The 15282-nt window shown below is 42.7% G+C and carries 11 protein-coding genes; 5 read left to right on the top strand and 6 right to left on the bottom strand.

The annotated features are described in order from the left end of the window. The coding region (locus NLX73_RS18935) for an S-layer homology domain-containing protein (protein WP_254326999.1) at positions 1 to 1121 on the top strand (1121 nt) is incomplete at its 5' end. Positions 1122 to 1355: 234 nt separating this feature from the next. Next, complete coding sequence (locus tag NLX73_RS18930) at positions 1356 to 2741, top strand: exosporium glycoprotein BclB-related protein (RefSeq protein WP_254326998.1); 1386 nt, start codon at positions 1356 to 1358, stop codon at positions 2739 to 2741. 72 nt (positions 2742 to 2813) lie between these two features. On the opposite strand, the gene nirD is transcribed toward NLX73_RS18930, so the two are convergent. Then, positions 2814 to 3143: a nitrite reductase small subunit NirD gene (gene nirD / locus NLX73_RS18925; protein ID WP_250267393.1), complete on the bottom strand. Its 330-nt coding sequence runs from the start codon at positions 3141 to 3143 to the stop codon at positions 2814 to 2816. Between the two features lie 39 nt (positions 3144 to 3182). Further along, on the bottom strand, positions 3183 to 5612 hold the full coding sequence (gene nirB, locus NLX73_RS18920; RefSeq protein ID WP_254326997.1) for a nitrite reductase large subunit NirB: 2430 nt from the start codon (positions 5610 to 5612) through the stop codon (positions 3183 to 3185). Positions 5613 to 5955: 343 nt separating this feature from the next. Between nirB and NLX73_RS18915 the strand changes: the two genes are divergently transcribed. The 3 genes from NLX73_RS18915 to NLX73_RS18905 are packed head-to-tail and all read left to right on the top strand — an operon-like array spanning position 5956 to position 9961. After that, positions 5956 to 7644, top strand: coding sequence for a spore germination protein (locus tag NLX73_RS18915; RefSeq protein WP_254326996.1), 1689 nt, complete (start codon positions 5956 to 5958; stop codon positions 7642 to 7644). 24 nt (positions 7645 to 7668) lie between these two features. After that, the gene (locus tag NLX73_RS18910; protein ID WP_254327007.1) at positions 7669 to 8772 is read left to right on the top strand and encodes a GerAB/ArcD/ProY family transporter; all 1104 of its coding nucleotides are present in this window, start codon (positions 7669 to 7671) and stop codon (positions 8770 to 8772) included. Beyond that, positions 8765 to 9961, top strand: a complete 1197-nt coding sequence (locus NLX73_RS18905; RefSeq protein ID WP_254326995.1) for a Ger(x)C family spore germination protein — start codon at positions 8765 to 8767, stop codon at positions 9959 to 9961. The genes NLX73_RS18910 and NLX73_RS18905 overlap by 8 nt, the downstream gene beginning before the upstream one ends. A gap of 112 nt (positions 9962 to 10073) precedes the next feature. Here the strand turns inward: NLX73_RS18905 and NLX73_RS18900 are convergent, their stop codons facing one another. From NLX73_RS18900 to treR, 4 genes are all read right to left on the bottom strand, one after another. Beyond that, the gene (locus NLX73_RS18900) at positions 10074 to 12116 is read right to left on the bottom strand and encodes a serine hydrolase domain-containing protein (protein WP_254326994.1); all 2043 of its coding nucleotides are present in this window, start codon (positions 12114 to 12116) and stop codon (positions 10074 to 10076) included. Positions 12117 to 12239: 123 nt separating this feature from the next. Continuing rightward, positions 12240 to 13541 (bottom strand): ATP-binding protein, encoded by a 1302-nt coding sequence (locus tag NLX73_RS18895; protein ID WP_254326993.1) that lies wholly within the window; start codon positions 13539 to 13541, stop codon positions 12240 to 12242. A gap of 1 nt (position 13542) precedes the next feature. Then, positions 13543 to 14283 carry a LytR/AlgR family response regulator transcription factor gene (locus tag NLX73_RS18890; protein WP_254326992.1) on the bottom strand — a complete coding sequence of 247 codons (741 nt, stop codon included), beginning with the start codon at positions 14281 to 14283 and terminating at the stop codon, positions 13543 to 13545. Between the two features lie 209 nt (positions 14284 to 14492). Beyond that, a complete protein-coding gene (gene treR / locus NLX73_RS18885) occupies positions 14493 to 15242 on the bottom strand; it encodes a trehalose operon repressor (RefSeq protein ID WP_165178918.1) in 750 nt (249 codons plus the stop codon). Positions 15243 to 15282 lie beyond the last annotated feature (40 nt).

Raw genomic sequence — 15282 nt, 5'->3', positions numbered from 1 at the left:
AGCAAGCACTTCGCGAAGGCAAAGCATACGCAGACATTCGTTTGGAGCAGGAGAAGCAACTGAGTCGTGTTATCCTTGCTCATTCTTTACTGAATAAATGGGATAAGATTGGTGCATCGGTAATATCCCGATATGGAACACTGTTGATATCCAGTGACACCTTAACCAGCATGGCCTCAGGCCAGCAGGACGTTACATTGTCATTCCAGCAGGCAGATGTACAACGTGCACAGCAGATCCGTGATTGGGCCGAGCAACAATCCAGCCTGACGCTGATGGGTCCGGTTACAGACATCAAAGCCAATGTGACTGGGACCTCGTCGATCATTCTACCGCTGGATAACGAATCCTTAAGTGAGTTACACAATACAGAGCCCCAGTTCTCCATTCTTGTTATTCACGAGAATGGTGAGCGTGAGATTTTAAAAGGGACTGCTGTAATGGATTCAAAAGGGATGTTGTCGGGTGTGAGTCTGAATACGACCGGGTTAGGTACCTTTGCCGTCGCCACAGACGCAAAGACTCAAACCAATAATGCCAGTGTGCAAAATGACCCAAGCAATTCGTCAGATCCACAAGTGCTAGCTCAGGTATGGCCGGATGTACAAGGCCATTGGGCAGCGAAGTCCCTGCAATCTCTTGCAGACAAAGGCTGGATACAAGGCTATAAAGACGGAAACATACGCCCTGATCGCGCTGTAAGCCGTGCAGAATTTGTAGCCATACTGACCAGAGCATTGGGAACTGCTGGAGATGAGAGCCCTTCTACCTCATTTACAGATATGCAGGGACACTGGGCTGGATCAGCCGTGGATTTTGCTCACCGCCAGGGATGGATTCAAGGGCTAACCGCTCAAACTTTCGGACCTAATGAGAGTCTTACTCGTGAACAGGCGATGGTGATCCTGTCACACGCGATGCAGAATCAGACATCCATTTCCAGCACTGCCGCACTGCAATCCTACAAGGATGAGCAGCAGATTGCAGCATGGGCCTCCGCAGCATTCCAGAATGCAGTATCCTCCGGTTGGATCAGCGGTTATCCAGATGGAACACTCAAGCCAAAAGCGGCTATCAGCAGAGGTGAGATGGCTGAACTGCTGGTACGTATTCTTAAATAAGACTTTTTAAGCTTCATAGATCAGATGAGTATACGCAAATACAACGCGGCCTCCATGCTTTTTGGGGGCCGTATTTTTTATGTATATTTTATGTACAAGCCTTTAACAATCATTTTTGCTTGTTTATTCACCCTTTTTGCTTCAGTAAATATATTATGAATATCTGCGAAGCGGGGCGATAAACCACCTGTCACCTCTACAGTAGTAAGAATGATGAGGAGGAGATATTTGAGCATGAAACATAAAAAACCGTTCAGGTTCAGTGGTGCTTCAAAAAAAGACGAAGACTGTAAACCAACAAGAGTAAATAGAAGTATCGAAGCTCTTCTCAGACTGATTAATGAATTGACCGCGATCATCCCCATCGTATTCGCAAACCCCTCTGCGGCTAATGTATCTTCCTTGCAACAGATTTTAAGACGTTTGTTGTCTCTGGCGAAAAGCTTAAGACTTAGAGGCGGGGTTAAGGCAGACCTACTGGCAGCGCTGGAGCTTGCTATTGTTGCGTTAGAAGCTACACCCTTCTCTCCGATCGGCGTAGGTACTGCACTGCAACAATTGCTGGATGCCCTATTGTCCATCGTTTTACAAGAATCCCTCGATCCTGCTCTTAAAGACAGCTTAATCAGCGCGATCAGAATCGCTGGAACGACGGTTAGCAACGTATTAGGTGAAACATACTTGTCAGGGGAGCCAGGTGCACAAGGACCTCCTGGACCTGTGGGACCCGGCGGTACGCCTGGACCCGCAGGTGGACCTGGCCCACAAGGTCCTCCCGGACCTCCCGGACCTATCGGTGCGGCTGGACCAGTTGGCCCTGCCGGACCTGCGGGGCCTGCCGGACCAGTGGGAGCAGCTGGACCTATTGGCGCCGCCGGGCCTATCGGGGCCGCTGGACCGGAAGGCCCTGCCGGACCCGTCGGCGCTACGGGTGCTGCGGGACCTGCCGGGGGTGTGACAGGCGCCACGGGCGCTACGGGCGCGGATGGATTGATCGGGCCAGCTGGGGTCACAGGGCCGACCGGAGCTGATGGGCTGCCGGGTGCGGCTGGTGCTACCGGAGCCACGGGCACGGCTGGTGTTACTGGAGCGACCGGTTCGGGAGCCATCATTCCGTTTGCTTCGGGCGGACCTGCTATCCTGACAACCGTTCTTGGCGGGGTGGTAGGAACCACCAGTTTGATCGGCTTTGGAAGCTCAGCAACAGGGATTAGCCTTGTAGGCGGGGCCATTGACCTGACAGGTACACTTGTAGGACCTCTGATCAACTTTGCTTTTTCCGTACCACGGGATGGCGTAATTACATCTATTGCTGGTTACTTCAGTACAACAGCTGCGTTAACTCTCGTGGGTTCAACTGCGACGATTACTGCCCAGTTGTTTAGTTCCCCAACACCCAATAATACCTTCACAGCAGTTCCCGGAGCTATCGTTACATTGGCCCCTTCACTGGCTGGCATTATTGCTCTGGGAACGATCTCTAGCGGTATTACTACCGGGTTGGCTATACCGGTAACCGCACAGACTCGTCTGCTCCTTGTCTTCTCTGCAACAGCTACGGGACTTTCCCTCGTAAACACTATCGTAGGTTATGCAAGCGCAGGCGTTACCATTACCTGATCCAAGACGAAAAAAGGGCCCAACAGGATTGTTCCTGTCAAGCCCTTTTTTATTTGTATTCCATCAGACGAACTAAACCGTTTCGAGTGATACTTTAACTTCTTCTCCCTCTTCACAAACGGCGAATGTTTTAACTTGTCCGTGATCAGGCTCTTGAACGATGCCTGTCTGCAGATCAATTTTCCAGTCATATAAAGGGTCATAGATATAATGACCAGATACTATCGCCTCTGTAAGAGGACCTCTTTTGGGATGAGGATTGATATTTTCAACGGCATAAAGCTCATTCTCCGAAGTGCGAAAAACAGCAATTTCAGCACCTTTGATATGGATGGTACGCCCTATTCTGATCGGAAAATCCTTACTGTGACCGACGACAAGCCATTCGGCATTTTTGATCATTTGCTTGATCGCTCCCTTCCTCAGGCATTTTAGATACAATTACACAATAGACGGAGTGACAACCTCAAATAGATTTTTGCGTGTATCCTCATCATTGATGATCTTTTTCCACGGGTCTTCCACCTGTTGTAGTGCAAATTCGATGCGTTCTACTAAAGCTTGTCGATTATCTGTATCCTGAACGACAGCCTTCTGAATCTCTTCCAGACCGATCCGTTCCACCCACTCCGACGTGCGCTCCAGGTATTGTCCTGTTTCACGGTAGAGTTGCATTACGCTACCTACAATATCAATCAACTCGGCGTCGGTTTTCACTTTACAGAGTGAATCAGCTAACCGTGCTTTAATACCGCCATTACCACCGATAAAGATCTCCCAGCCCCCATCATTACCTACGATTCCGATATCTTTGGTACATGATTCCGCACAGTTGCGTGGACATCCATTAACTGCTAATTTGAATTTTGCTGGGAAATCCAATCGTTCGAATTTTCGTTCCAACACTTCTCCCATTCCCATCGAGTCCTGTGTGCCAAACCGGCAAAATTGCGATCCAACACAGGTTTTAACCGTACGAAGTGACTTCGCGTAGGCATATCCCGACGGCATATCGAGTTCTTCCCATACTTTAGGCAGATCCTCTTTACGGACACCGATCAAATCCAGCCGCTGTCCTCCTGTTACTTTAACGACCTTAACGTTGTATTTAAGAGAAACATCTGCTATCTTCTTCAAATCTTCTGGGGTCGTTACACCGCCGTACATTCTAGGAACAACTGTAAACGTTCCATCCTTTTGAATGTTTGCGTGCAATCGCTCATTTACAAAACGGGAATCTCCCTCATTTTCATAGGTATCCGGGTTAATCATTCCCAAATAGTAATTCAGCGCCGGGCGGCATTTGGAGCATCCTTCATCATTATGCCAACCCAGTACATTCATAACTTCACGCGTTGTTGTCAACCCTTTGGTTTTGATCGCTTCCACAATCTCGTCCCGACTCAATGATGTGCAACCACATATTCCTTGCTTGGCTGACGTCTTGAAGCTGTCTCCAAGAACATACTGCAGAATTTGCTCAACGACCGGCTTGCACCCTCCACAGGAACGCGTAGCTCCGGTGCATGCCTTAATTTCATCGACTGTTGTCAGTCCATTATCATTAATTGCATCCACAATCGCCTTTTTAGTCACACCGTTACAGCCGCAGACTATTTCATCATCCGCCATCGTTTCAGCGGATAATGTTTTCGCCCCGTGATTGCCACATCCAGTACCCATGATCTGTCCATATATCTCATCTGTCATCTGCGTTTGCTGACGCACATATTTTTGAAGACTAGCAGATTCGCTCACATCACCAAACAGTACAGTTCCAACAATCTTATTTTCACGAAGCAGCACTTTTTTGTATGTGCGCTTCCACTCATCCTTTGCAACAATCACCGTATGTTCAGGCTGGGTTATGAATTCGCCAGCTGAGAAAACATCCACCCCTGAAATTTTGAGCTTGGTGGAAACCACCGATCCCATATAACCTTCAGTTTCCGCGCCTGCCAAATGTTTGGCAATGACACTTCCCTGCTCAAACAGCGGAGCTACCAGACCATAACAGATTCCGCGGTGTTCAACACATTCCCCTACGGCGTATACATCCGGTACGGAGGTTCTCATCAAATCATCGACTACGATACCACGGTTCGTTTCCATACCACTTTGCACAGCCACCTGAATATTAGGCTTGATCCCGACGGCCATAACGACCAAATCCGCTTCCAGCTCGCTTCCGTCTGAAAACCGCAGCCCTTGTACCCGATCTTGACCATACACTTCCGCAGTTTGCATTTGCATAGCAAACTTGATTCCCTGGCGTTCTAGTTCTGCTTTCAGCATCGCAGAGGCTTCCCGGTCCAGCTGGCGTTCCATCAAATCCTCCATTAAATGAACGACCGTAACATCCATTCCCAGGTTGACCAAGCCTTTAGCTGCTTCCAGCCCTAACAGACCTCCACCAATGACAGCTGCCTTTTTAAAGGTCTTCGCTGCCTCAAGCATTGCCGAGCAATCGGCGATATCTCGGAAACCGATGACACCCGGTAATTCCTTACCCGGAATAGGCAGAATAAATGATTGTGAGCCAGTAGCTACCAAAGCTACATCGTAATCAATTTCCAGTCCGTCTTCGGTGTGAATCTTCTTGTTCTCACCGTCGATGCTTTTCACCATTTTTCCTGTATACAAAGTAATCCCTTGATCCGCATACCATTGCAAATCGTTCAGTATGATATCATCAATCGTTTTACTGCCTTCCAGTACATAAGAGAGCATGATCCTGTTATAGTTCGGATGCGGCTCATTTCCCAGGACCGTAATTTCATACTTATCTGTTAATTTTAAAATTTGTTCGACCGTATTGATACCAGCCATCCCGTTCCCTATAACCACAAGTTTCTGTTTACTGTTTATCATATACCGGTTCCTCCATTCATTCGACGATACTCCCTATCCGACGACATCTCCTACGTTCCTATGAATATTGCTTATGCTTCTATTCTAGTACAGCAGACAGAGCTATATGTGATCACAGTCACAATGTAGTTCAAATTAAGAATATTTAGGGATTTCCCTATTCCGTTTCAAGGGATAAAGGTAAGGCCAGAAATCAAACTTCATAAATACTAAATACATCACTTGCTCAATTCATCGAACGAATCTTTCCATTTCATGTGTAAATACAACCTTTATAAGGAATACTTTAGGAACAACTTGTATCTTAAGGAAACATGAATTGAATCGTATGGAGGTGATCATCATGTGGTCTAAAATAATTTCTTATATTCCAAGCTGGATTACACTCTTTCAAGCATGCCTCGCGTTGGTTATTCCTTTAGGAATTTATTATATAAACACATCGATTTATTCGTTTGTCGGCAGTAAGGGGGCAAAATCCAAACATTCTTCTGATCGTCCGCTTTCCGACGAACATAACGAAGGCCAAGCTGATCAACAGCATGAACCAAGCTCCAAAATTACAGGGAATTATGATTCCGATTTAAAGTCGATCCGAGAGGCTATAGGCGAAAATAGTGATGTGCATTTTCGTGAGTTTGTAGTAAAGAAATATCATGCTCGGTCCGTGTTAATCTTCATAGAAGGTATGCAGGATGAAAAGCTTATGAGCAAGCAGGTATTGGAGGTCTTGATGTTCGAGGGCCAGCAGGACCCACAGCGCCCACAGGAACAGCAGGAAAGTATAAGTAACTCCTTTATAAAAGAAAACTTGATGCCACTTACGCAGATTAGTGAAGTTGCTGATATGGAGGACCTGCAGGAGTCTATACTTTTAGGCCATACTGCCTTATTAATTGAAGGAATGAAGGGAGCACTGCTGGTGGGCTCGCCCAATGGCGCCATTCGCTCCGTCAATGAACCAACCTCTGAAGCATTACTTCGGGGTCCCCGCATTGGTTTTACGGAGGTATTAAGTGAAAATACTTCGATGCTTCGACGCCAAGGCTTAAACAAAAGTCTGGAAATGAAGAAATTTCAAGTGGGAAGCCGAATCAAAAAAGATCTGGTTGTCGCGTATATAAAGGATATTGTGAATCCAGATCTCCTCGAAGAAGTAACCCGCAGAATTTCAAAGATAGACATGGATTTTTTGGCTGAATCCGGTTATGTGGAACAACTTATTGAAGACAATTATTTAAGTCCGTTCCAGCAGGCTCACAATACAGAGCGCCCCGACCGTGTCATTAATGCTTTGTTGGAAGGAAGAATAGCCATTTTACTGGATGGGACTCCCTTTGCACTTATTGTTCCGGTGACCTTCAGTATGCTGCTTCAATCACCTGAAGACTATTATGAACGCTGGATTCCAGGAACACTTTTGCGGCTGTTGCGTTTTAGCGGGGCTTTTATAGCGCTTATGGGGCCTGCTTTGTACATCTCTTTTATATCGTTTCATCCCGGTTTGATTCCGACCAAGCTGGTCATTAGCATCATCGAAACCCGTCAAGGCGTCCCTTTCCCATCCGTCATTGAGGTTATGATTTTAGAAATCTCTATCGAAATCCTACGGGAAGCCGGCATTCGCTTGCCCAAACCCATTGGTCCTGCGATGGGCATTGTGGGAGGCTTGGTCATCGGCGACGCTGCTGTAAATGCAGGCATCGTTAGTCCCTTCCTGGTAATTGTGGTTGCGGTTACTGCCATTTCTTCGTTTTCGATACCGACATACAGTGCGGGCATTACCTTGCGTCTTTTGCGTTTTGTCGGCATGCTCTTTGCAGCCATCCTGGGCATGTTAGGAACCATATTGTTCTTTCTGTTAATTTGTATCCATCTGACGAAATTAAAAAGCTTTGGCGTACCGTATGTAACGCCCTTATCCCCTATGCGCCTAAGTGATTGGAAGGATATGTATATTCGAGTTCCTATATCTATGATGAAAAGAAGACCTCTTATGATGAAAACTCAGCAAACCAAACGTAGGCCATGATGCCAAGACGAAGGAGGAGCTATGGTGTTTAGACGCTCTGATGATAAGATCACAACCAAGCAGGCGGCTGTGTTCCTGACCAATACCGTATTGGGCGCAGGGATTTTGACACTGCCGAGAGGTGTAACTGAAAAGGTACAGACTCCTGATGCATGGCTTTCTGTCCTTCTCGGTGGATGTATTGTCATATTGGTCGTCTGGCTTATGGTGAAATTAAGTCAACAGTTTCCTGAAAACACCGTGTATCAATATTCCAGAAGAATCGTGGGCACAATTCCGGGTGGATTTTTAAGTGTGTTATTGATTATATATTTTTTAATCATCGCCGGCTTTGAGATTCGGGTTTTAGCTGAAGTGACCATGTTTTTTCTGCTGGAAGGCACTCCGATCTGGGCGATTGTGATTCCATTCATCTGGGTAGGAAGCTATTTGGTTTTTGGCGGCATTAATCCCATCGCTCGGCTATACCAGATTGTACTTCCGATTAGTCTTTTTTTTCTGCTGCTCTGTTTTGTCTTTAGCTTAAGGATTTTTGAGATTGATCATCTTCGTCCTGTACTGAGTGAGGGGATTTTACCTGTCATCAAGGGTCTGAAATCGACTATTCTTGTTTTCTCTGGATGTGAAGTCATCATGACACTGGTCGCTTTTTTACAGTACCCTGAGAAAGCATTTAAGGCCATGGTAGTGGGGATCAGTATCCCCTTAATTTTGTACTTTTTGACCGTAGTTATGGTGATCGGCGGGTTATCGATGGACTCCACTGTGACAAGTACTTGGCCTACCATCAATTTGATGCGCAGTTTTGAAATCCCCGGTTTTCTTTTTGAGCGGCTTGAGTTTCCTCTGCTAGTGATCTGGATGATGCAAATGTTTTGTAATTTCTGCAGTTTCTTCTTCAATGCTTCCTTAGGGGTTTCACAGGTGTTCGGTCTTAAATATCGTTATGCGATTTTTGGCTTAATCCCAATTATTTTTATCTCTACAATGACTCCTGTTCGTATGATGGAAGTGTTTAGTCTAGGCGATGCGATCGGATACATGGGAATCGTTATATTTTTTCTGGTTCCGGTACTTCTCTCCATCGTGTTCATAATCAGGAAGAAGGGAATGAAGCAAAATGTGTAGACGCCCTATGCTATCCTTGCTGCTTGCTTTCATTCTACTTATAACTCAAGTCGGTTGCTGGAGCAGCAAAGAAGTAGAAGAGCTCAGCATATATACAGGACTGGCTCTGGATAAGGGCGAGCCAACTCCATTAGAGCAGAATCTGGAAAAGAAAGGTAGTCGTTACTTCAAGAAAAATAAAATTACCGCCAGCGTACAAATCGTCCCCAAAAAATCATCTGGAAGCACAGAGCAGCAAGGCGGTGGCGGACAAGGACCAAACTATGTCAATATAGCAGCCACCGGGGATTCTTTGCTTGAAATCTTCCGACAACTCTCTCTCCGTTTGGATCGCCCGGTTATTGGTCACCATCTAAAGGTCATGGTGGTTGCCACCGATTTGGCGAAAGAACAGACGATGCAGCAATTAATGGATTTTGTGCTACGTGATAATGATATTCGCCCGAGTTGTTTGGTCTTCTTAAGCAAAGAACGAGCAGCTAGCACTTTAGTTACCAAATATGAGGACGAGGTCCCATCCATTCATATTTTGTATATGCTGCGTAACCATTTCAGAACCAGCAAGGTAATGAGAGGAGTCAATTTGTCTGAATTGGATGGGTTGATGCACTCCAAAAAAAGCTATATATTACAGAACATCACTGAATCAGATGGAGAATTAGAATTTTCAGGTGCCGGGATTATTAAAGGAGATACCGGTCACTGGATAGGTACTTTGGGACAACAAGACGTGGAGAGTATTGGATGGATTACCGGTGATGTTAAAGGTGGGGCTGTCAAAACGTATGACAAGCGGAATGAAGCCATCACTTACGAAATCAAATCGGTAAAAAGCAAAATAACAACCAAGGTGACCGAGGGCAACGATATCTCGTTCCACGTAAAAATTGAATCTAAAGGACGTCTAATCGAAAACTGGGATGATAAAGCGGACCCGACTGAGACACGAAACATGAAAGAGGCAGAAAAAGAATTTGAAGAACAAGTGACTCGCAGGGTTAAGTCTGTTATGCACAAATTACAGTCAGAATATAAAGTCGATGTTGCCGGTTTTGGTGACCATTTGCATATTGAGAAACCGCAGGTGTGGAAAAAAGTAAAGGATGATTGGGATTACAAATTCAGCAAAATACCCGTAACCTTTGATGTAAAATTATCCATTACGGATTTAGGCTCATCTGCTGAATGAAAAAGTCGAATTGGCCTTATATAAAGGCCAATTCGACTTAAGATTCGCGGTTATCTACTTAACCTCCAACGCTGCAACGGTCGTTCCTGAATTTCCAGAAGCGGCTACACGCTTATTTCAAATTGATTTTAAATACATCCCCTGCATTGCCACCCAAAACAATCAAGCCACCTTTGGGCAGTACAACCGAATTGTTATTGCTAGCAGTTGAAAATTGTACAACCGCTCCGTTTTCATCATAGACAGCGAACCCTCCGCTTGTTGGAAAATCAACGGTCATCGTTTTATTGGCTGAGTTTTTATCTATTTTATACCACGTGGCTTGGCCATTAGATGGTATGGTATACACTGACTTTCCTCCCAAGATAGGTTTAACAGCATCTTCACTGATATAGGATTGTCCATCTATGGTTAAATACTCCGAACCATCCTTGGTATAAAAATTCAGATCAAATGCATCTCTTCCACTCATAACAGGAATCTCAACGGCATTTACTGCTTTATTCTCATCCACAATTTTAGTACCACTTGCGTATCCATCATGATCAAAGGATATTTTTTTCGTTATAAATGAGGGGGCCAGATAAAATATGGAAGATATCTTTTCATCCAAAGCATAATAATTTTTCCCGTTTCTGTTTTCCCATGCCTTTTTAACTATGGGATTTACAGGATTGGCATCTAGCTTTTGGTATTCATAAGTCACCATAACCATTTGACCTAATCCCGGAAAGTTTAAATATAGGTTAGCCTTAATATACGTTTTCCCGTTTTTTTGTTTGTCAAAGCTTATGGCTACACTGCCATCACTGCTTTTAAATTGTCCATTGCCTGTATACACATATTTTTGCGCCGGGACGAATCCATCCAAAAAAGCAGGTAAATCAAACTCACCGTTTTTAATCTCTACATTGATGGTTGTACCCACAGAACCGTATAATCCCGAATAAGAAAGTAAATCAGATGGCATTTCCACTTTTACAGGAGGCTCAAATGTTTTCTCCGGTATGATGTCTTTAATGATGCCCTTATCTTTTAAAACTTCCAATAAAATGTTAGAAGCAAAAATACTATCTAAGATGGAAGACCCTCCAGATGAAAGCACAGCCATAGAAATATGGTGCTCTGGTATGGTGATCAAAGTAGAGTGATACAAAACAGTATCCCCACCCTTGGATAACGCAGTTATTCCGTAATCACTAAACGGTGCCAACTGAACCGCATCCCAACCAAGTCCATAATTAAAGCTGTTTGTCTCTTCAGGTACCCATATTCCATTTCGATATTCATGACTTTTCATGGACTTCGCCGATTGTGCAGATAGAATATCGGGTCTGTTCCCCGTTAATACTTCTGAAAACATAGCCACCTCTTCTGCGGTGGAGTATAAGCCCCCTGTTCCGATGACATTGGCATTTTCAACCGGTAAAGCCCCCTCAACCGCAGGAAAATAAGTTTTGGACAGCTTTTGTCTATCAAATTGATCGAGAGGTGTTTTGGTAGATTTCAAACCTAAAGGTGTACTAATATGCTTTGCCAGGAAATCGGTGTAACTTAGACCGCTCACCCGCTCAACCAATATTTCAAGCAATTGAAATCCATCATTGGTATATACGGAATATTCGCCAGGGTTTGATTTTAAAGTTTCTGATTGCAACCTTAGCAAGAGCTCATCATGATTTTCTGTATCATTGTCATTAAATAACATACTATTTTTATAGTGAGCACCGTAAAGACCTGACGAATGATTTAACAGCATACGGGGTGTAATTTGTTTGTATCTTTCATCAGACATTTTAAAGTCCTTAATGTATGTTGTTAGCGGCTGATCAATATCTACCTTATGGGCATCGACCAGCATCATCGTTGCAGCAGATACATACATTTTGCTTGTAGAGCCTATACCGAACATCGTATCTTTGGTGATCGGCTCGTTGGTTGCTTTATTCTTTACACCCACGCTATCCGATAATACAATGTTTCCTTGGTCCATAATGGCATACTGCACACCGCTAGCACCGTATTTGGATACCAGCTCCGAGGCTAGACTGCGAGCCTTTTCCTTGATAGGTTCAGCAGGGCCTTGAGCAAAAGTATTCGTCATCGGCAGTACAAAAAGCATAGCAGAAACGAACACAGCTATTATTTTCTTCATTCCATATTTCCTCCTCTTATAGCTTCACCAGGCTTTATTACTGACCTGATCATACAATGAACGAGGATTCTATATAAAAAAACACCCTTAAATGTAAAAAACAATCCCTAAACAACATGATGTCTAAGGAATGTCCTTATAAAATGGCAATAAAACCATATTATTGAATACTTTATTTTTCGTTTCAATGGTCATATTCCCACCATATTTGTCACATATTCTAGATATATTGGTTAAGCCAATGCCATGAAAATCCGGATTTGATTTTTGACTATGCAAATGAGCCACTTCATTCTCCACATGATTAAGGATGTGAATGAAAAGCGCAGACTCATTGGAATGTATTTTAATAAGAATGTACCTGTCATCGGCAATCTTGATCTTTTTGGATGCTTCTATGGCATTATCCAGCATATTCCCTAGAACTACACATAAATCATAACGTTCAATATTTACTTTCTGTGAATATAAGTTAAGTTGGGTATCTATCTTTATGCCATTGGCTTGCCCAATATTAAGACTATTCGTGACAAGGGCATCTATAACCAGATTACCGGTATTAACCCTTTGATACGCTCCTTCGATTTTATTTAAGGTAACCTTAATATGTTCACTCGCCTCTGCCAATTCATTTCTCTTGATACATTCTTCAATATACAAAAACTGTTGGTGTGTATCATGAATGATTCTTTTTATATTTTTGAAGCTGTGAACCGTTTTTTCGTAGTTAGCATCTTGGTAGTCCATCTGATGTTGTAATTGAGCATTTTCATGCATTAATTGAAATTTTTCAATGACATTATCAAAAATATATATGATAAAAACATTTAAGGAAATAAAGCCAATAATAGAACCAAAATAATACATATTCTTTTCACTATAAACAGATAAAACATTGACCTGGTATAAACTTATGATGGGAACGATTAGAAATAAAATATAGTAACGATGCTGCAAAGGGAAGGTTCTGCGTTTGGCAAATAGCCGTATAATCTGAATGACAGCAAACATGATAATGCAGCTGAGTAACATAATCTTAGAGAATATCAAGTGATCTTGTCCACTCAAATGGCTAAAGTTGCTAATTTTAACGGAGCCTACAGCATATAAAATATAAAGAGATATAAAATTAACGATGGTTATCAATACAGCATAAAGGATAGAAAAAATGATCTTTGTCTTTATTTCCACTGTATACGATTGCGCTAAACTAAATATGACAAGTAATGCTAAAATCGAAGATATCGTAGGAGTCAAATAAACATTTAAATATAAGGAATCCAGCAACCCAAAAATAATGAAGTACACGAATCTGTTCGGCTTTCGATTGGACTTATCAAAAACCGAGTTAAAGTAAAAATTCACTTGGAAGCACATAACAAGGACAACGCAAAGATTAAGAAGCAGGGAGTTATATTCCATCATATTAATGCATCTTCATGATCATAAATTTGGTATATAGATCTTTAACTTCTTTTATTTTAGAACGCCCAATAGGTAACTTCACATCATTTGACATCAAAACATCACCGCCAGCAAATTTTTTCACATGAATTAAGTTTATAATAATCGAACGATGAATTTGTAGAAAATTATGTTCTTTTAATGCTGAAGCATAGTCCGAAAGAATCCCTTTGCTATCATAGGTTTGAGTAGAGGTTACAAAATGCAGTTTGTTTTTTATTGTTAAGCTTTTGACCACTTCAATACTAATGATATCATCATATTTTAAAAGCACTTCCTCATAAGCTGACTTGATGATAACGAATTTTTTATCGAGAGATTGAAAATATTGACACAGCTTTATCATTTTTTCCTCAAAGATATGAGGAGCAATCGGTTTTATTAAATACTGAAATGTGACTACGTCAAAACTTTCCACCATATATTCAGGGTAGCTCGTTAAAAAAACAATCTGTTCATCCAGGTGATTTAAACTCCTTATTTTTTGGGCGGTTTGAATTCCGTTCATGCCATTCATTTCAACATCCAATATTAAGATATGGAATGGAGACTCATAGTTTTGATAATGAGATACCAGCTGTTCTCCGGAGTCGAATAATTCAACTTTAAATTCTATACTGGTCTTTATCGACAAAGTAATCAGCATATTTTTAACAAGTTCTCTCTGCTTGTGCTCATCATCGCAGATAGCCACTCTATACATAAATAACATACACCTCGTTCCCATTGCATTGATCATGGAATTGTATTCTAAACAGTATATAACCTTTTAATATTCAATAAACAGCTTTTGGATAAAACGCAAATTCAAATCCCTCAAATGCCAGTATACAAGCTGCTCAGCAGTTGCATCCAAGTAAAAAAGAAACCCTCGTCTTAAAAGACGGGGTTTCTTAACTATTTTATTGATCGTTATTTTAAAAAATCTGCTCTCTTGTCTTCACCGTGGGAACGTCTGGCAAAGTCGATAAATTGGAATTTGTCTAGCCGATGCCTTGACTCGGTATACTGGAACAACGTGGTGTCCTCCAGATAAACATAGTTACGTACTACGACCACATGAGTGTAGTTCTGAAGGTCCATCAGCCTATGATCTTCTTCGTCTGCATTTTCTACAGAAACCACTTTTTTGGCATAACTAATTTGAAGATGGAGCTCTCCCTCCAAATATTCGTAGATGGACCCACGACTAATTTCCTCGGTAAGCACAGGTACAATGTCTGATCGAAAGTAATCTTTATCCAGTATGACGCATTCACCTTCAATCTCACGCGCACGAATAACTTTCCAGACCAAATACTTGTCTTTGTCAATCTCAAGATGATTGGCTATGTCATCTGGAACTGGAATTAGCTGATTTTCATGTACAATGGTTCGTGATGTACGCCCAATTCGTTCAGACATTTCCTTGAAACTGACCAGTCCTCCTATAGGAAAATCCATCCGTCCAATATCCAGAACAAAAGATCCTTTAGCTTTTATTTTATGGATATACCCATTTTGTGCAAGCAAGTGAAGTGCTTTACGTACGGTTTCACGAGAAGTGTTATACTCTCTGGCCAGTTCATTTTCAGATGGCATTTTCGTGCCTGGAGCCAATTCGCCTGTCTGGATCTGTCCCGAATAATCCTGATAAATTTGCAAAAATATATTCTTTGTCAATTTTCATCACCACGTTCATTGTAGCACTCTTTCACTTCCC

This window comes from Paenibacillus sp. CH40 (genome assembly GCF_024213605.1).
Taxonomy (GTDB): Bacteria; Bacillota; Bacilli; order Paenibacillales; family Paenibacillaceae; genus Paenibacillus; species Paenibacillus polymyxa_B.
This window is presented reverse-complemented; position numbering and strand designations above follow the sequence as displayed.

Excerpts from the sequence above, each read along its gene's own strand:
- NLX73_RS18930 (WP_254326998.1), top strand. The coding sequence starts at position 1,356 with ATGAAACATAAAAAACCGTTCAGGTTCAGTGGTGCTTCAAAAAAAGAC.
- nirD (WP_250267393.1), bottom strand. The coding sequence starts at position 3,143 with ATGATCAAAAATGCCGAATGGCTTGTCGTCGGTCACAGTAAGGATTTT.
- nirB (WP_254326997.1), bottom strand. The coding sequence starts at position 5,612 with ATGATAAACAGTAAACAGAAACTTGTGGTTATAGGGAACGGGATGGCT.
- NLX73_RS18915 (WP_254326996.1), top strand. The coding sequence starts at position 5,956 with ATGTGGTCTAAAATAATTTCTTATATTCCAAGCTGGATTACACTCTTT.
- NLX73_RS18905 (WP_254326995.1), top strand. The coding sequence starts at position 8,765 with ATGTGTAGACGCCCTATGCTATCCTTGCTGCTTGCTTTCATTCTACTT.
- NLX73_RS18900 (WP_254326994.1), bottom strand. The coding sequence starts at position 12,116 with ATGAAGAAAATAATAGCTGTGTTCGTTTCTGCTATGCTTTTTGTACTG.
- NLX73_RS18895 (WP_254326993.1), bottom strand. The coding sequence starts at position 13,541 with ATGATGGAATATAACTCCCTGCTTCTTAATCTTTGCGTTGTCCTTGTT.
- NLX73_RS18890 (WP_254326992.1), bottom strand. The coding sequence starts at position 14,283 with ATGTATAGAGTGGCTATCTGCGATGATGAGCACAAGCAGAGAGAACTT.